Annotated in this window: 17 protein-coding genes, 3 tRNA genes and 1 pseudogene; 17 read left to right on the top strand and 4 right to left on the bottom strand. The window is 42.6% G+C overall.

The annotated features are described in order from the left end of the window. Positions 1 to 10: 10 nt before the first annotated feature. From J1C86_RS05950 to J1C86_RS05885, 14 genes and pseudogenes are all read left to right on the top strand, one after another. Positions 11 to 856, top strand: coding sequence for an AbiH family protein (locus tag J1C86_RS05950; RefSeq protein WP_427150783.1), 846 nt, complete (start codon positions 11 to 13; stop codon positions 854 to 856). Between the two features lie 195 nt (positions 857 to 1,051). Further along, a complete protein-coding gene (locus J1C86_RS05945) occupies positions 1,052 to 1,798 on the top strand; it encodes a DUF6261 family protein (RefSeq protein WP_125409408.1) in 747 nt (248 codons plus the stop codon). Positions 1,799 to 1,824: 26 nt separating this feature from the next. Then, complete coding sequence (locus tag J1C86_RS05940; RefSeq protein ID WP_125409410.1) at positions 1,825 to 2,199, top strand: GNAT family N-acetyltransferase; 375 nt, start codon at positions 1,825 to 1,827, stop codon at positions 2,197 to 2,199. Positions 2,200 to 2,212: 13 nt separating this feature from the next. Beyond that, complete coding sequence (gene fic / locus J1C86_RS05935) at positions 2,213 to 2,818, top strand: protein adenylyltransferase Fic (RefSeq protein WP_125409412.1); 606 nt, start codon at positions 2,213 to 2,215, stop codon at positions 2,816 to 2,818. 29 nt (positions 2,819 to 2,847) lie between these two features. Beyond that, positions 2,848 to 3,384, top strand: coding sequence for a GNAT family N-acetyltransferase (locus J1C86_RS05930; RefSeq protein WP_125409414.1), 537 nt, complete (start codon positions 2,848 to 2,850; stop codon positions 3,382 to 3,384). A gap of 16 nt (positions 3,385 to 3,400) precedes the next feature. After that, entirely contained in the window at positions 3,401 to 4,213 is an 813-nt protein-coding gene (locus J1C86_RS05925) for an aminoglycoside 6-adenylyltransferase (RefSeq protein ID WP_125409416.1), read from the top strand. A gap of 35 nt (positions 4,214 to 4,248) precedes the next feature. Continuing rightward, on the top strand, positions 4,249 to 6,699 hold the full coding sequence (gene parC, locus J1C86_RS05920) for a DNA topoisomerase IV subunit A (protein WP_125409418.1): 2,451 nt from the start codon (positions 4,249 to 4,251) through the stop codon (positions 6,697 to 6,699). A gap of 168 nt (positions 6,700 to 6,867) precedes the next feature. Continuing rightward, positions 6,868 to 7,893: pseudogene (locus J1C86_RS05915) on the top strand (branched-chain amino acid aminotransferase); the annotation flags it as partial. A 107-nt stretch (positions 7,894 to 8,000) separates the two neighbouring features. Further along, the gene (locus J1C86_RS05910) at positions 8,001 to 8,231 is read left to right on the top strand and encodes a DUF2969 domain-containing protein (RefSeq protein ID WP_002895433.1); all 231 of its coding nucleotides are present in this window, start codon (positions 8,001 to 8,003) and stop codon (positions 8,229 to 8,231) included. Between the two features lie 49 nt (positions 8,232 to 8,280). After that, positions 8,281 to 8,361: transfer RNA gene (locus J1C86_RS05905), tRNA-Tyr, on the top strand. 13 nt (positions 8,362 to 8,374) lie between these two features. Beyond that, positions 8,375 to 8,446: transfer RNA gene (locus J1C86_RS05900), tRNA-Gln, on the top strand. A gap of 163 nt (positions 8,447 to 8,609) precedes the next feature. After that, complete coding sequence (gene rpsA, locus J1C86_RS05895) at positions 8,610 to 9,812, top strand: 30S ribosomal protein S1 (RefSeq protein WP_427150782.1); 1,203 nt, start codon at positions 8,610 to 8,612, stop codon at positions 9,810 to 9,812. An 87-nt stretch (positions 9,813 to 9,899) separates the two neighbouring features. Further along, positions 9,900 to 9,971, top strand: a tRNA-Arg gene (locus J1C86_RS05890). Between the two features lie 58 nt (positions 9,972 to 10,029). Continuing rightward, positions 10,030 to 10,446 carry an NUDIX hydrolase gene (locus tag J1C86_RS05885; RefSeq protein WP_009660441.1) on the top strand — a complete coding sequence of 139 codons (417 nt, stop codon included), beginning with the start codon at positions 10,030 to 10,032 and terminating at the stop codon, positions 10,444 to 10,446. 45 nt (positions 10,447 to 10,491) lie between these two features. On the opposite strand, the gene J1C86_RS05880 is transcribed toward J1C86_RS05885, so the two are convergent. Then, positions 10,492 to 11,478, bottom strand: coding sequence for an L-lactate dehydrogenase (locus J1C86_RS05880; RefSeq protein WP_009660370.1), 987 nt, complete (start codon positions 11,476 to 11,478; stop codon positions 10,492 to 10,494). Between the two features lie 193 nt (positions 11,479 to 11,671). On the opposite strand from J1C86_RS05880, the gene gyrA reads away from it, so the two are divergent. The 3 genes from gyrA (at position 11,672) to radC (ending at position 15,707) form a co-directional block, all read left to right on the top strand. Next, positions 11,672 to 14,131 carry a DNA gyrase subunit A gene (gyrA, locus tag J1C86_RS05875; protein WP_221761857.1) on the top strand — a complete coding sequence of 820 codons (2,460 nt, stop codon included), beginning with the start codon at positions 11,672 to 11,674 and terminating at the stop codon, positions 14,129 to 14,131. A 14-nt stretch (positions 14,132 to 14,145) separates the two neighbouring features. Continuing rightward, positions 14,146 to 14,901 carry a class A sortase gene (locus tag J1C86_RS05870; protein ID WP_002904537.1) on the top strand — a complete coding sequence of 252 codons (756 nt, stop codon included), beginning with the start codon at positions 14,146 to 14,148 and terminating at the stop codon, positions 14,899 to 14,901. Positions 14,902 to 15,023: 122 nt separating this feature from the next. Then, the gene (radC, locus tag J1C86_RS05865) at positions 15,024 to 15,707 is read left to right on the top strand and encodes a RadC family protein (protein ID WP_002900302.1); all 684 of its coding nucleotides are present in this window, start codon (positions 15,024 to 15,026) and stop codon (positions 15,705 to 15,707) included. Positions 15,708 to 15,776: 69 nt separating this feature from the next. Here radC and J1C86_RS05860 read toward each other — a convergent pair whose 3' ends face one another. The 3 genes from J1C86_RS05860 to J1C86_RS05850 all read right to left on the bottom strand — a co-directional run bounded on the left by J1C86_RS05860 (position 15,777) and on the right by J1C86_RS05850 (position 17,487). Continuing rightward, positions 15,777 to 16,469 carry a gamma-glutamyl-gamma-aminobutyrate hydrolase family protein gene (locus tag J1C86_RS05860; RefSeq protein ID WP_060976341.1) on the bottom strand — a complete coding sequence of 231 codons (693 nt, stop codon included), beginning with the start codon at positions 16,467 to 16,469 and terminating at the stop codon, positions 15,777 to 15,779. A 24-nt stretch (positions 16,470 to 16,493) separates the two neighbouring features. After that, positions 16,494 to 17,141 carry a redox-sensing transcriptional repressor Rex gene (locus tag J1C86_RS05855; RefSeq protein ID WP_060976342.1) on the bottom strand — a complete coding sequence of 216 codons (648 nt, stop codon included), beginning with the start codon at positions 17,139 to 17,141 and terminating at the stop codon, positions 16,494 to 16,496. A 124-nt stretch (positions 17,142 to 17,265) separates the two neighbouring features. Further along, on the bottom strand, positions 17,266 to 17,487 hold the full coding sequence (locus tag J1C86_RS05850) for a DUF4649 family protein (RefSeq protein ID WP_125409437.1): 222 nt from the start codon (positions 17,485 to 17,487) through the stop codon (positions 17,266 to 17,268). Between the last annotated feature and the right edge of the window lie 17 nt (positions 17,488 to 17,504).

Raw genomic sequence — 17,504 nt, 5'->3', positions numbered from 1 at the left:
TGAGGCAAAGTTGGCACATGATTTTAATCAAATTCAGGTTGAATTCTCCAATTTTTTAAATGATATCATTTATCCTGAAATGTTGGCTTGGATTGGTTTTGATAGTACAGAAAAAGGAATCGCAATTAGAACTTTCCAAAATTTTTTAGGCGATTTAAATTTGGTGAACTACAACAAATTACATTTTCCTACTAGACTATATCATTATAAGTTATTCAATTGGGAAATTTTAAATTTTAATTATACTTCTTTATTAGACAATGTTTTAATTTTAGACAAGGAACAATTTGATCCTCATCCATGGACATATGCAGATAGGCAAATTAGTTTCTTCGCTAACCCTTGTGGATATAATAATATCAATAAGACTTGGAATAGTGATACTAATTTCTCAAGTTATTTAATGATTAACATCACTCATCCTCACGGTTATCAAAATGTTCCGAAATCAATGTTATTTGGCTTTGATAACGAAAATCAAATAACAGATACTTTTAATAGAACCAAAGCAAAATATTTTTTAAAACCTTATTGGGCCCAAAACGATAAAAGATATAAATCGTACTTTAATGACACTGATTTGTTCATTATTTATGGCATGTCAATAGGTAGTAGTGATTTTTGGTGGTGGAATAATATTCTTAACTCACTATTGAAGACAGACTCTGAATTGATTATTTATAATTACAATAGCAATAATGAGTCCGATAGTGATACAATTAATCGATTTATTGATGTTGCAAAAGAAAAACCGCTTTCTTTCAAAGATATAAATAAGCTTCATCAAAAGATTGCCGTTGTTCAGTATAATTCTGGAACAAAACTATATGCATTCAAATTGGATCGTTTGGACTAGATTAATCCCACACAAAGAATCAACTTTCCCAACCCTAAAACAAGAGAATTCACATCAAGATTTTCTTATTTTAGAGCAAAAAACCAAATCGCACATGTGTGATTTGTATTTTTAGAGCAAAAGCCGAACGTTTACATGTGTTCCGAGCGGTTTTGTAGCAAAAGATTAGAAAACACATGAAGAAAGAGGAGTTTTATGAAAAAAGAATATGGAATCACTAGTTTAACTGTACGCAATTTAGAAAACAACGAATTTTTCCAGCTGATGTCCGAGAGTTGGAGCGAGGTTGCGGCATTTATCAAGGAAAATAAGGTGGATGGCATTTACACGACCAAGCTGGATGAGATGGACAAACTTCTGGAACAGCTGCAGGGTGGGCTTCATCAGACCAAGTCCAGCAAGCTGGTGGCTAGTTTGGATCAGGCTGACCGCGAGCGTGATGATGCTTTGGGTACGCTCCAGTCTTTGGTTCGGGCATTTGCAAGGGTCAAGGATGCAGCGACCAAGGAAGCTTATGAGCCCCTGTCTCAGCTCCTGAAAAACTACACTGGTCTAGCTGCAACTAGCTTGGAAAAGGAGACCGAGGGCATCAACCACCTACTCCAAGAGCTGAAAAAGCCGGCCTACCAGACAGCACTGGCTAAGCTTCATCTGGAAGCCCATGTCGACAGTCTGGCAGCTGCTCAGAAGGCCTTTGAAAAGGTCTACAAGGAGCGACTGACTGAGCTCAAGGGCAAGACACCGAGCCAGAATAAGAACGTCCGCCTCAAGCTGCAAGAAATCTATGATTTTCTAGTGGATTTCACTGCAATCATTGCCTATGCTTATCCTGAAAGAACTCACGTGGTTAATCTCCGCGACCACCTCAACACTATCCGTAGCCGCTACAAAAAACGCAAACCTGCTAAGAAGGTAACGGAAGTAGTGGGGAGTGTTAATTAAGTCTGACAGATTTGGAGGAATAGAAGATGATTATCAGACCTGCAAGCAGAAAAGATTGTCAAGCTATTTATAGCCTTTATCAAAGTGAAAAATGGCTTTCTTTTACAGAGGAAAAAGTGACATCTCTATTTTCAACAAATCTGTCTCATTACTTGGTGCTTGAAGAGGACCAGAAAATCCTTGGCTTTGCCCGTTATCTGACGGATGAAGTGCTGACAACATTTTTAGCTGAAATAATCATTGAGAAATCCTGTCGAGGAAAAGGTTTAGGGCGGCAGCTGATTGAGGAGATCCACAAAAAATATCCTTTGACACGGATTGAATTAATATCTGAAGCAGATGGATTTTATCGGGCAGTAGGTTTTAAGCCTGTTGGTACAGGATTTAGAAAATCTGAATGAGAGGAGCAAGCCAATGACGCTTGACAATAAACTGGGTCTGACGGATTCGCTTGAACTAGCCAAGATGGAAGAAAAAATCAGCAAGACCCGAGCTAAAGAGCTTTTTGAAGAGCAGCTTCTGGACGATAAAGCAGCTGGCACCTATGCCACTCTGGCCTTTATTCATGCTTTCTTGTTTGAAGAAATCTATGACTTCGCTGGCCGGATTCGGACAGTCAATCTCTCCAAAGGGAATTTTCGCTTTGCGCCTGTCATGTATCTGGCAGCTTCCTTGGAAAATGTTGACCGCATGCCTCAGCAGACCTTTGATCAGATTGTCGAAAAGTATGTGGAGCTAAATATTGCCCATCCTTTCCGCGAGGGAAATGGTAGGAGCATGAGGCTTTGGCTGGACCACCTACTAAAGGCTGAGCTGGGGCAAGTCGTGGACTGGTCTCAAGTAGATAAGGAAGATTACCTTTTGGCTATGGAGCGCAGCCCCATTCGAGATACAGAAATCAAGCATGTCCTCAAGCAAGCCCTCACAAAGGACATTCATAACCGTAACCTCTACATGAAGGGCGTAGACCATAGTTACTACTATGAAGGCTATAGCCTATACAAAGCTGAGGACTTGTGAGATAAGAAAGTTTGCAGAGGAGTGATTAGATGACAATGCTTGAAACTGACCGTCTCATTTTACGGGACTTGCAGGAATCTGATTTGCCGGCTTTGATTGCTCTGAATCAGGATCCAGAGGTCATGCAGTATTTCCCAAAGCCATATAGTCAAGCGGAGTCCTTGCGGCTTTATCAGGGCATTCAAGATGAAGTTAAGGCTTATGGCTACAGTCTTTGGGCTGTTGAAGAAAAGTCCAGTCAGGAGTTTATCGGCTTGGTAGGTCTGCACCATTCGGATTTACAGATTTTTGCTGGAAAAAAAGCTGTAGAAATAGGCTGGCGTCTGCGAAAAGAGTTTTGGAATCGTGGTTATGCGACAGAGGCTGCCCAAGCCTGTCTAGACTTTGCTTTTCAGCAAGCTGGCTTATCAGAAGTTTACTCTTTTACATCCTTACTCAATCTCCCTTCGCAAAAAGTCATGCAAAAGCTAGACATGGAATTTGTCAAAGAATTTGATAATGAAAAAGTCCCTGCTGACAGTCCGCTTTATAGACATGTCCTCTACAGAATCAAGAGTTTCTCCTAAAAAGGCAGGTATTCCCATGAGAACTGAAACCGAGATGTTTGATGTGATTTTGCAAACAGCAAAAGCGCTACAGGTTGACGCTGTCGCTATGTCCGGATCGCGGACAAACCCAAAGGCTCCCAAGGACGAGTTCCAAGACTATGATGTGGTCTATATTGTGGAGGATTTGGATGCTCTGGTGGCTGACCTTGCTTGGTTGGACCGGTTTGGCAAGCGCATGATTGAGCAGCATGTCCTACTAGACCATCGACGCCTCTATCTCATGCTCTTTGAAGATGGTAATCGGATAGATTTGACCCTTTGCCCAAAGGAGCACATCAAAGAGTGGGTGGATAGCGAAGCGGATTTCACAGTGCTGGATGACCCGCAGGGGCTGTTTGCTCCTTATGCACCGACACCCAAGCGCTATTGGACGGCACCAGCCAGTGCGACTGACTTTGACAAATCCTGCAATGAATTCTGGTGGGTCTCAGCCTATGTGGTCAAGGGCATTCATCGAAACCACCTGGTCTATGCGACGGATCATCTGTATGGAATCTGTCAGCAAGAATTGCTTAAGCTTTTAGCTTGGCAAGCAGCAGACAAGGGGACGGTCGACGTTGGCAAGAACTACAAGTATCTCTTTCAGCATTTGCCTGCTGAGAAAGAGAAAGAATTTACAGCTTTGCTTGACTTTTCTGACCAGAAAAGCCTCACCAAGTCTCTCTTAGCTACCATAGGCTTTTTCCATAAAGAAGCACAAGCTTTCTCTCTCAAAACTGGTTTCTATTATGACAAAGCAACTGCAGAGAAGATGATTGAGTATGCTAAAGAGAGGCTTAGCTTCTAGTTATTATTAAAAAGAAAAATAAAAAGAGAATTATTATGTCCAATATTCAAAACATGTCCCTTGAGGACATCATGGGAGAGCGTTTTGGTCGCTACTCCAAATACATCATTCAAGAGCGGGCCTTGCCGGACATTCGAGATGGCTTGAAGCCTGTGCAGCGCCGTATTCTTTATTCCATGAACAAGGACGGCAATACCTTTGACAAGGGCTACCGCAAGTCAGCCAAGTCTGTCGGGAACATCATGGGGAATTTCCACCCCCACGGTGACAGCTCCATCTACGATGCCATGGTTCGCATGTCTCAGGACTGGAAAAACCGTGAGATTCTCGTTGAGATGCACGGAAACAACGGTTCCATGGACGGTGATCCACCAGCGGCTATGCGTTATACTGAGGCGCGGTTGTCTGAGATGGCTGGCTATCTTTTGCAGGATATCGAGAAAGATACCGTTCCTTTTGCTTGGAACTTTGATGATACCGAGAAGGAGCCGACTGTTCTGCCGGCAGCCTTCCCTAACCTCTTGGTCAATGGAGCAACTGGGATTTCCGCTGGTTATGCAACCGACATTCCACCTCATAATCTAGCCGAAGTCATTGACGCGGTCATCTATATGATTGACCATCCGTCTGCCAAGGTGGACAAACTCATGGAGTTTCTGCCTGGTCCAGACTTCCCGACAGGAGCCATTGTCCAAGGTCGTGATGAGATCAAGAAAGCCTATGAGACTGGTAAAGGTCGCGTCGTGGTGCGCTCCAGAACTGAGATTGAAAAGCTGAAGGGCGGAAAAGAGCAAATCGTCATCACCGAGATTCCTTACGAGATTAATAAAGCGGTCTTGGTCAAGAAGATTGACGATGTGCGGGTCAATAATAAGGTGGCTGGCATTGCTGAAGTGCGGGACGAATCGGACCGGGACGGTCTTCGCATTGCTATTGAACTTAAGAAAGATGCTAATACCGAGCTAATTCTCAATTACCTTTTCAAATACACTGATCTGCAAGTCAATTATAACTTCAACATGGTGGCAATCGACAATTTCACGCCTCGTTTGGTGGGGATTGTACCAATCTTGACCAGTTATATTGCCCACCGCAAGGAGATTATTCTGGCTCGAAGCCGCTTTGACAAGGCTAAGGCTGAGAAACGACTTCATATCGTGGAAGGACTGATTCGGGTGCTTTCCATCTTGGACGAGGTGATTGCCCTGATTCGTGCTTCCGAAAACAAAGCAGACGCCAAGGAAAATCTTAAGGTTAGCTATGATTTCACCGAGGAGCAGGCTGAGGCTATCGTCACTCTCCAACTCTACCGTTTGACAAATACAGACGTAGTGGTTCTGGAAGAGGAAGAAGCAGAGCTGCGCGAGAAGATTGCCATGCTAGCAGCCATTATCGGCGATGAGCGCACTATGTATAACCTCATGAAGCGGGAGCTCCGCGATGTCAAGAAGAAGTTTGGCAATCCGCGTATCAGTGAGCTGCAGGATACGGCAAACGCTATTGAGATTGATACAGCTAGTCTGATTGTTGAGGAAGAGACCTATGTCAGCGTGACACGTTCTGGTTATATCAAGCGGACCAGTCCGCGTTCCTTCTCAGCTTCGACCCTAGAGGAGATGGGCAAGCGTGACGATGACCGACTGATTTTCGTCAGTGCAGCCAAGACGACTCAGCATTTATTGATTTTCACTAGCCTGGGAAATGTTATTTACCGGCCTGTTCATGAGCTGTCAGATATCCGCTGGAAAGAAATCGGAGAACACCTCAGCCAGACCATCAGTAACTTTGACACCAAGGAAGAGGTTATCTATACAGAATTGCTTGACAGCTTTGAAGAGGGGACTTACTTTGCAGCAACCAAGTTAGGTCAAATCAAGCGTGTAGAGCGCAAGGAATTTAGTCCTTGGCGGACCTACAAGTCTAAGTCGCTCAAGTTTGCTAAACTGAAAAATGAAGACGACCGGGTCATTGCTCTGGCACCGATTAAGCTGGATGATGTTATGCTCGTGACCAAGAATGGCTATGCACTGCGCTTCAATATTGAGGAAGTTCCTGTCATCGGAGCTAAGGCGGCTGGGGTTAAAGCCATCAACCTCAAGAAGGACGATGTCCTAGCGGCAGCCTTTATCGCCAATACTGACTCGCTTTACCTCCTGACTCAGCGAGGTTCGCTCAAGCGTATGGCAGTCGCTGATATTCCTGTTACCAGTCGGGCAAATCGTGGTCTTCAAGTTCTGAGAGAGCTTAAGACCAAGCCACATCGTGTCTTTGCAGCTGGACCTGTCTTTGGCGAAGCAGTGGACTTTGATCTCTTCACAACAGAAGCAGAAGCTAGTGAGGAGCAGATTTTGCAGGTGCTTTCCAATAAAGGAACTGCCTATGAGATCAATCTGGCTGACCTCAGCCTGTCTGAGAGAACTAGCAATGGAAGTTTCATTTCTGATACCATTTCAGATGAAGAAGTCTTCTCAGCTTATATCAAGTAATTATCAAACCAGTTCACAAGAGCTGGTTTTTTTCAATTTCTAAAAGTTTGATAGCAGGAAAAAGTCTGAATAACAAAATTTTCTGAAAATTGAAAATAATACTTGAAAATATCTTAAAAAGGTGTAAAATAGGGAGTATCTAAAAATGAAGTTTGGAAGAAGAGGAGAAAGACAATGACTGTAAATCTTGACTGGGAAAATCTAGGATTCTCATATATGAAACTGCCTTATCGCTACATAGCATACTATCGCAATGGCCAGTGGGAAGAAGGAACGTTAACAGAGGACGCTACGCTCCATATCTCTGAGTCGTCTCCTAGCCTTCACTACGGCCAGCAGGCTTTTGAAGGTCTGAAGGCTTATCGAACTAAGGACGGCAGTATTCAACTCTTCCGTCCGGATAAAAATGCGGAGCGTCTGCAACGAACAGCTGATCGCTTGCTCATGCCGCAAATTCCTACAGAAATGTTTGTGGATGCAGTTAAGCAGGTTGTCCGAGCTAATGAAGAATATGTTCCACCTTATGGAACAGGTGGAACTCTTTACATTCGACCTCTCTTGATTGGAGTCGGCGATATTATTGGCGTGAAACCAGCTGAAGAATACATTTTCACAATCTTTGTAATGCCGGTCGGCAATTACTTCAAAGGCGGTCTGACTCCAACTAACTTCATTGTCTCAGATGACTATGATCGCGCGGCACCGCACGGAACTGGTGCGGCAAAAGTTGGAGGCAATTACGCTGCTAGCTTATTACCAGGAAAGATTGCTAAGGATAAGCATTTCTCTGATGTGATTTATCTGGATCCAGCAACCCATACCAAGATTGAAGAAGTGGGTTCTGCCAATTTCTTTGGTATCACCAAGGATAATGAGTTTGTAACACCGCTCAGTCCGTCTATCTTGCCATCCATCACCAAGTATTCTTTGCTTTATCTGGCAGAGCATAGACTAGGGCTCAAACCAATTGAAGGAGACGTTCCTCTGGCAGACTTGGGTAAATTTACTGAAGCTGGCGCTTGTGGAACAGCTGCAGTCATCTCTCCTATCGGTGGTATCCAGCATGGAGATGATTTCCATGTCTTTTATAGCGAGACTGAAGTCGGTCCAGTCACTCGCAAGCTGTATGACGAATTGACTGGTATCCAATTCGGCGATGTTGAAGCACCAGAAGGTTGGATTATTAAAGTATAATCTAAAAACTGTCCTTGATTGGGCAGTTTTTTTCTGCAATTCTAGCCTAAGATAGCTTGCGAAGTCAACCTTTTTCGTGTACAATAGAAATTTGAAAGAGGTAAGTTATGAGTAAAAAAGATAAAAAAATTGAAATTCAAATCACAGATAGCAAAGTGAAAGTCGGAGCAGACCAATTTGACGGTTACAGTCTTGCTATTGGCAAGAAGGTTATCGGAGAGATAGCCGAGCTAGATGGCCAGTTTGCAATTATCAAAAATGGAAATGCTGAAAGTTTTTATAAAAAACTTGAAAGAGCCGTGGAAACTTTGATTGAAACCTATAATTTAAGCAAATAGGGCTTGCATTTTCATTGTATCAATGTTATAATAGATAGCGTTGATTGTCGGAGAGATAGCGAAGAGGCTAAACGCGGCGGACTGTAAATCCGCTCCTTCGGGTTCGGGGGTTCGAATCCCTCTCTCTCCATTCTTTATATTAATGGGGTATAGCCAAGCGGTAAGGCAAGGGACTTTGACTCCCTCATGCGTTGGTTCGAATCCAGCTACCCCAGTTCTTAGGTAATAGATCTGATAAAATAATAAAATGTCTTTAGGTGTTTTATTTCTTTATAGGATGGAAATCGTTAACGATAGATCAATGTCATTTGCGGGTGCTTAGGAAAATAAATAAGTAGTATGTCAAGCGTAAGCTTGATTGTTGGAGGATTTTTTTAGATGAATGAATTTGAAGATTTGCTAAACAGTGTTAGCCAAGTTGAGCCAGGTGACGTCGTTACTGCTGAAGTATTGACTGTTGACGCTAACCAAGCTAATGTTGCAATCGCTGGAACTGGTGTTGAAGGTGTTTTGACTCTTCGTGAGTTGACAAATGACCGCGACGCTGATATCAACGACCTTGTAAAACCAGGTGAAACACTTGAATTGCTTGTTCTTCGTCAAGTAGTAGGTAAAGATACAGACACCGTAACTTACCTGGTATCTAAAAAACGTTTGGAAGCTCGCAAAGCTTGGGACAAATTGGTTGGTCGTGAAGAAGAAGTTGTCACTGTTAAGGGCACTCGTGCTGTTAAAGGTGGACTTTCAGTTGAGTTTGAAGGACTTCGTGGATTTATCCCTGCTTCAATGCTTGATACTCGTTTCGTTCGCAACACTGAGCGTTTTGTAGGTCAAGAGTTTGATGCTAAGATCAAAGAAGTAGATCCAAAAGAAAACCGCTTCATCCTTTCTCGTCGTGAAGTTGTAGAAGCTGAAGCTGCAGCAGCACGTGCTGAAGTCTTTGGTAAGTTGAATGTTGGCGATGTTGTAACTGGTAAAGTTGCTCGCATCACTAGCTTCGGTGCTTTCATTGACCTTGGCGGAGTTGACGGATTGGTTCACTTGACTGAATTGTCACATGAACGCAACGTATCACCTAAGTCTGTTGTATCAGTTGGTGATGAAATTGAAGTGAAAGTTCTTGACTTGAACGAAGAAGAAGGACGCGTATCCCTCTCTCTTAAAGCAACAACACCTGGACCATGGGATGGCGTTGAACAAAAACTTGCTGCTGGCGATGTGATCGAAGGAACTGTAAAACGTTTGACTGATTTTGGTGCTTTCGTTGAAGTATTGCCAGGTATCGATGGATTGGTTCACATTTCACAAATTTCACACAAACGTGTTGAAAGCCCTAAAGATGCCCTTAAGGTTGGTCAAGAAGTGACTGTTAAGGTTCTTGAAGTGAATGCTGCTGATGAGCGTGTTTCACTTTCTATCAAGGCTCTTGAAGAACGCCCAGCTCAAGAAGAAGGACAAAAAGATGAGAAACGTCAATCACGTCCTCGTCGTCCAAAACGTCAAGAAAAACATGACTTTGAACTTCCAGAAACTCAAACTGGATTCTCAATGGCTGATTTGTTTGGCGATATTGAATTGTAATTAGATAAAAGAAGTTGAGAAATGTCAACTTCTTTTTCTGATTTTCACTTGTATTTTCAAAGAAAATCAGTTATAATGAATTAGTTGCCACCCTTAGTGTAATGGATATCACGCAAGATTCCGGTTCTTGAGATGGGAGTTCGATTCTCTCAGGGTGGATGACTTAAAATTGGACTCTTCGGAGTCTTTTTTTGCTCTTTTTTTGGAGGAACATGCAATGACAGTAAAATTAATCGCCCATACCTTAATCGAGAAAGACGGGAAGTATTTGCTTATCAAACGCTCGAAAATAAAGCGAGGTCGTCCTAATGTCTATCCATCTTATTGGGACATTCCTGGTGGGAGTGTAGAAGAGAATGAACTGCCTAGAGAGGCTGCTCTACGTGAGGCTATGGAGGAGGTTAATCAAAAGATTCGGATTAATAAGATTATCCATGAAGATAGTCAATTCGACTCTAGCAAAGATACTGTCTTTACACGCCTAGTTTATGCTGGCGAAATTTTGGCAGAGCGCGATATTATATTGGATGCGGAAGAGCATACAGACTTTGTCTGGATTTCTTCTTTAGAAGACATAGAGAGTGATCTCGTTGTGCCTTATTTGATTGATGTTTTTACTGACAAATCTGTATAAAGCAACAAAAAACATCCCCTTTTATCAGGAGATGTTTTTTTATAATTAGTTTTTAGATGCTTCTTGGAATTCAGGATTCTTCCATGCTTCATCAATAATTGCTTGCAATTCTTTAGCAGAAGCTTGCATTTTTTGAGTTTCAGCATCGTTCAATGGGATGTTTACTGGACGTACGATACCGTGAGCACCAACGATAGCAGGCTGACCAATGAAGACATTTTCAACACCATATTGGCCTTCTTGGAAGACTGACAAAGGCAATACAGCATTTTCATCGTCAAGGATAGCTTTTGTGATACGAGCCAAAGCAACCGCGATACCGTAGTAAGTTGCACCTTTTTTGTTGATGATAGAGTAAGCTGCATCACGAACGGAGATGAAAAGATCAACCAAGTCTTGTTCATTCAAGTCACGGTTAGCTTGCAACCATTGCTCCAATTTCACACCTGCAACGTTAGCATGTGACCAAACGGCAAACTCAGAGTCACCATGCTCACCCATGATGTAGGCATGGACAGAACGAGCATCGATGCCAATCTTTTCAGCAAGAGCTTGACGGAAGCGAGCTGAGTCAAGTGAAGTACCTGAACCGATAACGCGCTCTTTAGGGAAACCAGAGAATTTCCAAGTTGAGTATGTCAAAACGTCCACTGGGTTAGCAGCAACAAGGAAGATACCGTTGAAGCCTGATTCTACGACTTGAGTAACGATAGATTTGTTGATAGCCAAGTTTTTACCAACAAGGTCAAGACGAGTTTCGCCTGGTTTTTGAGGTGCACCTGCAGTGATAACAACCAGGTCTGCATCTGCACAGTCTGCATAAGTAGCTGCGTAGATTTTCTTAGGTGAAGTGAAGGCAAGGGCATGACTAAGGTCTTCAGCATCACCGACAGCTTTTTCAAATAATTGAGGAATTTCAATGATACCAAGTTCTTGAGCAATACCTTGGGTTACAAGAGCAAATGCGTAAGATGAACCTACAGCACCGTCACCGACAAGGATGACTTTTTTATGTTGTTTAGTAGCAGTCATTTCTAAACATCTCCTTATTTTTTTAGGGAAGATTTCCCATACACATTCATTCTACCACTTTTGACATATTTTGTCACGGTCAACTTGTATATCTAGTGATGTAAACGTTTTTACAAACGGTTCAAAATACTGAAAAATTAAAGAAAATGTGGTATAATTAGGATAGTTTAATATGAAAGAAAGGCATTTTTTAATGCAAGACAGAAACTTAGTGAATGTTAATCTGACTAGTGAAATGAAGACTAGTTTCATCGATTACGCTATGAGTGTTATCGTGGCTCGGGCACTTCCAGATGTTCGTGATGGTCTCAAACCAGTTCACCGTCGGATTCTCTATGGTATGAATGAGCTGGGCGTGACGCCTGAGAAGCCTCACAAGAAATCAGCTCGAATCACTGGGGATGTCATGGGTAAGTATCACCCGCATGGTGACTCCTCTATTTATGAAGCGATGGTGCGGATGGCTCAATGGTGGAGCTATCGTTATATGCTAGTAGACGGCCATGGGAACTTCGGTTCTATGGATGGAGACGGAGCCGCTGCCCAGCGTTATACAGAAGCACGGATGAGCAAGATTGCTCTGGAGATGCTTCGTGATATTAATAAAAACACTGTTGATTATATTGACAACTATGATGCCAGCGAGAGAGAGCCTGTAGTTCTTCCTGCTCGCTTCCCTAACTTACTTGTAAATGGTGCGACAGGGATTGCGGTTGGGATGGCGACCAATATCCCACCACATAATCTTGGTGAGTCTATTGATGCAGTTAAGCTTGTTATGGACAATCCGGATGCAACAACTCGCGATATTATGGAAGTCCTGCCTGGACCAGATTTTCCTACAGGTGCACTGGTTATGGGTAAGTCTGGTATTCACCGGGCTTATGAAACAGGGAAGGGTTCGATTGTTCTTCGTTCTCGCACTGAAATTGAAGAGATGAAAAATGGCCGTGAGCGAATTGTCGTAACCGAGTTTCCATACATGGTTAATAAGACTAAGGTCCATGAGCATATTGTTCGCCTAGTGCAGGAAAAACGCATTGACGGTATCACAGCTGTTCGTGATGAGTCCAACCGTGAAGGAGTTCGTTTTGTCATTGAGGTTCGTCGTGATGCCTCTGCTCATGTCATTCTAAATAACCTTTTTAAGCTGACCCAGATGCAGACCAATTTCAGCTTCAATATGCTGGCCATTCAAAATGGTGTGCCGAAGATTCTGTCTCTTCGTGAGATTTTGTTGGCTTACATTGAGCACCAAAAGGAAGTGGTGACTCGACGGACGGTCTTCGATAAAGAAAAGGCAGAAGCTCGAGCTCATATCTTGGCTGGTTTGCTGATTGCGCTGGATCACATTGATGAAGTGATTCGCATTATCCGTAATAGCGAGACGGACGCAGAAGCACAGGCTGAATTGATGGCTAAGTTTGAACTGTCTGAGCGCCAGAGTCAGGCTATCCTTGATATGCGTCTGCGTCGTCTGACTGGTTTGGAACGAGATAAGATTCAGTCAGAGTACGATGAGCTGATTGCTTTGATTGCGGACTTGGCTGATATCTTGGCTAAGCCAGAGCGCGTTATCGCTATTATCAAAGAAGAGTTAGACGAGGTCAAACGTAAATTTGCGGATGACCGCCGAACTGAGCTGATGGTGGGAGAAGTCCTTTCTCTTGAAGATGAAGATTTGATTGAGGAAGCAGATGTTTTGATTACCCTGTCTAATAAAGGTTATATCAAACGTCTGAATCAGGCTGAATTCACTGCTCAGAAACGCGGAGGCCGCGGTGTTCAAGGAACTGGCGTCAAAGACGATGACTTCGTCAAAGAGCTGGTTTCAACTAGTACTCACGATAGACTGCTCTTCTTTACTAACAAAGGCCGAGTCTATCGTCTCAAAGGATATGAAATTCCTGAGTATGGTCGGACAGCTAAGGGCTTGCCGGTGGTCAATCTCTTAAAGTTGGATGAAGGAGAGACTATTCAGACCATTATTAATGTCCAGCAAGACCGAAGTGATGATTCCTATCTCTTCTTTACTACCCGTCATGGGGTGGTCAAACGGACCAGTGTAACGGAATTTGCTAATATTCGTCAGAACGGACTCAAGGCTTTGAATTTGAAGGATGAAGACGAGTTAATCAATGTTTTTCTGACGGACGGTGCTGCAGACGTTATCATTGGTACTAAGTTTGGTTATTCTGTCCGCTTCAATGAGACAGCTGTTCGGAGCATGAGTCGTATAGCGACTGGTGTTCGCGGAGTCAATCTTCGAGAGGGGGACCAGGTCGTTGGAGCTGGTGTGATTGCTGAGGGAGACGAAGTGCTTGTCATCACCGAAAAAGGCTATGGTAAGCGAACTCTTGCTAGTGAGTATCCAACCAAGGGCCGTGGTGGTAAAGGGATTAAAACAGCCAATATCACTGATAAGAATGGACCTCTTGCCGGTCTGATGACAGTAACTGGCGAGGAAGATTTGATGATTATCACTAATACTGGTGTCATCATTCGGACAAGTGTGGCGAATATTTCTCAGACTGGCCGCTCAACCATGGGAGTTAAGGTCATGCGTCTGGACCAAAATGCACAGATTGTCACCTTTACAAGCGTCGAAGCAGATGATAAAGAAGATGTAGCAGAGGAAGAAAACGAATCGTAAAAGAGGACCTCTATATGGTACAAGGAAAAAGAAGTCGAAAAAGAAAACAAAAAAGCAAAAGAAATATTTTTATCAATATTGTTGCGTCATTATTAATTATTGTGGCTCTGGGTTTAATCTTTAATGCGCAAATCCGAAACATGATTATGGTTTGGCATACCAACCAATATCAGGTCAGCAAGGTTTCCAAAGACTCTATTAATAAAAATAAAAATGCTGAGACTAGCTTTGATTTTAATAAGGTAGAGTCACTTTCTACAGAAGCAGTTATCAATGCTCAGTGGAAAGCTCAGCAACTGCCTGTTATCGGAGGCATCTCTATTCCAGAAGTTTCCATGAATTTGCCAATCTTCAAAGGACTGGATAATGCTGGATTGTATTATGGTGCTGGTACGATGAAAGAGACCCAGCAGATGGGGCAGGGGAATTATGCCTTGGCTAGCCACCATGTCTTTGGCATCACAGGGGCTAGTAACATGCTCTTCTCCCCACTGGATCGTGCTAAGGCTGGCATGAAGATCTATATTACTGATAAAGAGCATGTCTATACTTATGTAATCACTAGTGTTGAAACGGTAACTCCAGATCGAACGGATTTGATTGAGGATACCGAAGGCGTCACAGAGATTACTTTGGTTACTTGTGAGGATGCTGCGGCAACCAATCGAACGATTGTCAAGGGAACGTTAGAAGGCTCTGTCGAGTATGACAAGGCTCCTAAGGATGTTCTTGAATCTTTCAGTAAGTCCTATAATCAAATGCAGATTTAAAGGCAAGAGACTAAAAAAATTTCACTCCAAAGGTTAGAAAGAACTCTAACTTTTGGAGTTTTTTTATATCAATTCTTGCTGATTTTGACTCTTTTTCCGAATAATAAGGTAAGGAGGTTTCTATGTATAGCATTTCATTTCAAGATGATATTAGCATGATGCCGCGGGAGCGTTTGATGAGAGAAGGGGCTGAAAAACTCAGTAACCAAGAGCTTCTATCAATTTTCCTCAGGACAGGCAACAAAAAAGAAACTGTTTTTCAAGTTTCTCAAAGAATTTTATCATCGATTTCGAGTTTGAACGATCTTAAGTATTTAACTTTGCAGGAATTGCAGACTATTTCTGGAATCGGTCCGATTAAGGCTGTGGAGCTGCAGGCCATTATCGAATTAGGACGTCGGATTAACCGAGCAGAGGTTCTGCAGAAAGAGCAGATTATGGGCAGTCAAAAATTAGCCCAGAAGATGCAGCAAGAACTTGGAGATATGAGGCAGGAGTGCTTGGTTGCTATTTATCTTAATAGTCAAAATCAAATTCTTCACCAGCAGACAATTTTCATGGGGACGGTAAGCAGAAGCATTGCTGAGCCGAGAGAAATTCTCCACTACGCTCTTAAGCATCTGGCGACATCTATCATACTGGTACACAATCATCCATCAGGCTCAGTCGTTCCCAGCAGGAATGATGATGAGGTGACCCAGCATATGAAAGAAGCATGTGAGATGATGGGCTTGGTTCTTTTGGATCATTTGATTGTGTCTAAGTCCAACTACTATAGCTACCGAGAGGAGACAGATATGATATAATTTGATTTACTTGAATATAAAAAACTTCTATTCGTGTAGAACAGAAGTTTATCTAGGAATAGAGGCTTTTTAAAGAGTATTGACAACATAATCAAACAGAGCTAGGTCTCCTTCTCTGGAGCCAAACAAGAACTCTGGGTGCCATTGGACACCAAGGAATGGACTGCCGTCAGTAGAAGTTATTGCTTCAATAATTTTATCTCTAGGATCATAGGCAATGACTTCTAGGCCAGCCGCTAAATCCTTGATACTCTGATGGTGGAAGGAGTTGATTTCAGATGCTGGTCCATAGATTTCGTGCAGAATAGAACCGTTCTTGGTCACCATGCTTTGAGTCGTGTATTCAGCAGAGCTATCTTGCCAATGATCTTCAATATCTTGATGAAGAGTACCTCCTAGGGCTACATTATAAAGTTGGGTTCCGCGGCAGACGGTGAAAATTGGTTTATTTTGACGGCGAGCTTCCTTAATTAAAGCTAATTCAAAAATATCTCGTTTGAGCAGATAATCATCGCTGTCAATGGTTTTCTCTTCACCATAGAATTGAGGGCATACATTCTGACCGCCTGTGATGATTAATTTATCGACAATGGAAACATACTGTTTAGCCATTTCTTCATCACCGATTGGCAAAATCATTGGAATTCCGCCAACTTCTTTGACACCCTCAACGAATCCTGTCGCCGTATAGCTCATATGGATGAAGTGATCGTCTGGGATTTCTCTTTCATTTCCGGTTATTCCAATAATAGGTTTACTCATAGAGTGTTTAATACCTCTTTCAAATTAATAATCATTTTTTCTCATGAAGTACAGTAGAGTCTGCAGTTCGCTAGTCAGGTCAACATACTGGACGACCACATCCTTAGGCAGGGATAGGTTTACAGGTGAGAAACAGAGAATGCCCTTGACACCAGCCTGAACTAAGATAGATGCGACTTCTTGAGCTTTTACGCTAGGTACAGTTAGGATGGCAGTTTGCACATTTCCTGACTGTATTTTTTCTTTGATTTGGGAAATTCCATAGATAGGAATCCCATCGCTGGTTGTGCTGCCAACTTCTGGATGGTCATCTACGTCAAAAGCCATTACAACCTTCATTTTATTGCGCTCATGAAAACGATAGTGTAGCAGAGCACGTCCCATATTACCAACACCAACAATCATGACATTGGTAATAGCATTATCGTTCAAGAGGTCAGCAAAAAAGTTCATCAATTTCTTGACATCATAACCAAATCCTCTGCGGCCAAGTTCACCGAAATAAGAAAAATCTCGTCTTACAGTAGCAGAGTCAATACCAATGGCTTCTGCAATTTGCTTGGAGTTTGCTTTTTCAATCTTCTCAGCATTAAAACGTTTAAAAATACGATAGTAGAGCGATAGCCTTTTAGCAGTAGCTCGGGGAATTGTAGTATTTTTTTCAGTTTTCACAAAATCACAACCTTTCTAATTCTATTTTATAGGAAGTTTGTGAAAAAATCAACTAATTAAGGATGTTTAATGCACTAAAAAAGAAAAGAGTTAACGTTTAAGTTATGTTGCAGTTGCGAAGAGATTAGTCCTGATAGGGAGTTAAGTCTAACTGGTACATCTGGCGGTACAAGTCTCCAATTAGCCCTGTAAAAGGCAGCTGGTGTCCGTTATAAGTGATAGAAAGTACTTTGAGCGAGTCAGGAACCGTGACGCAGCCAGAGAAGGCTAGAAGAAATTCGTCAAAGTCGTCGTAGGTGAGTGTTCGTTGCACCTTATATGAGTCCAAATAGGTCAGTTCAACCATCGTTAATCCTTTCATTT

The sequence above is a fragment of the Streptococcus sanguinis genome (genome assembly GCF_050220005.1).
GTDB classification, from domain to species: Bacteria; Bacillota; Bacilli; order Lactobacillales; family Streptococcaceae; genus Streptococcus; species Streptococcus sanguinis_Z.
Note: the sequence above shows the minus strand (reverse complement) of the source record. Positions and strands in the feature narration are given on the sequence as shown.

Bases quoted from the DNA above. Each gene is read 5' to 3' on its own strand.
- J1C86_RS05945 (WP_125409408.1), top strand. From the start codon at position 1,052: ATGAAAAAAGAATATGGAATCACTAGTTTAACTGTACGCAATTTAGAA.
- J1C86_RS05940 (WP_125409410.1), top strand. From the start codon at position 1,825: ATGATTATCAGACCTGCAAGCAGAAAAGATTGTCAAGCTATTTATAGC.
- fic (WP_125409412.1), top strand. From the start codon at position 2,213: ATGACGCTTGACAATAAACTGGGTCTGACGGATTCGCTTGAACTAGCC.
- J1C86_RS05930 (WP_125409414.1), top strand. From the start codon at position 2,848: ATGACAATGCTTGAAACTGACCGTCTCATTTTACGGGACTTGCAGGAA.
- J1C86_RS05925 (WP_125409416.1), top strand. From the start codon at position 3,401: ATGAGAACTGAAACCGAGATGTTTGATGTGATTTTGCAAACAGCAAAA.
- parC (WP_125409418.1), top strand. From the start codon at position 4,249: ATGTCCAATATTCAAAACATGTCCCTTGAGGACATCATGGGAGAGCGT.
- J1C86_RS05910 (WP_002895433.1), top strand. From the start codon at position 8,001: ATGAGTAAAAAAGATAAAAAAATTGAAATTCAAATCACAGATAGCAAA.
- rpsA (WP_427150782.1), top strand. From the start codon at position 8,610: ATGAATGAATTTGAAGATTTGCTAAACAGTGTTAGCCAAGTTGAGCCA.
- J1C86_RS05885 (WP_009660441.1), top strand. From the start codon at position 10,030: ATGACAGTAAAATTAATCGCCCATACCTTAATCGAGAAAGACGGGAAG.
- J1C86_RS05880 (WP_009660370.1), bottom strand. From the start codon at position 11,478: ATGACTGCTACTAAACAACATAAAAAAGTCATCCTTGTCGGTGACGGT.
- gyrA (WP_221761857.1), top strand. From the start codon at position 11,672: ATGCAAGACAGAAACTTAGTGAATGTTAATCTGACTAGTGAAATGAAG.
- J1C86_RS05870 (WP_002904537.1), top strand. From the start codon at position 14,146: ATGGTACAAGGAAAAAGAAGTCGAAAAAGAAAACAAAAAAGCAAAAGA.
- radC (WP_002900302.1), top strand. From the start codon at position 15,024: ATGTATAGCATTTCATTTCAAGATGATATTAGCATGATGCCGCGGGAG.
- J1C86_RS05860 (WP_060976341.1), bottom strand. From the start codon at position 16,469: ATGAGTAAACCTATTATTGGAATAACCGGAAATGAAAGAGAAATCCCA.
- J1C86_RS05850 (WP_125409437.1), bottom strand. From the start codon at position 17,487: ATGGTTGAACTGACCTATTTGGACTCATATAAGGTGCAACGAACACTC.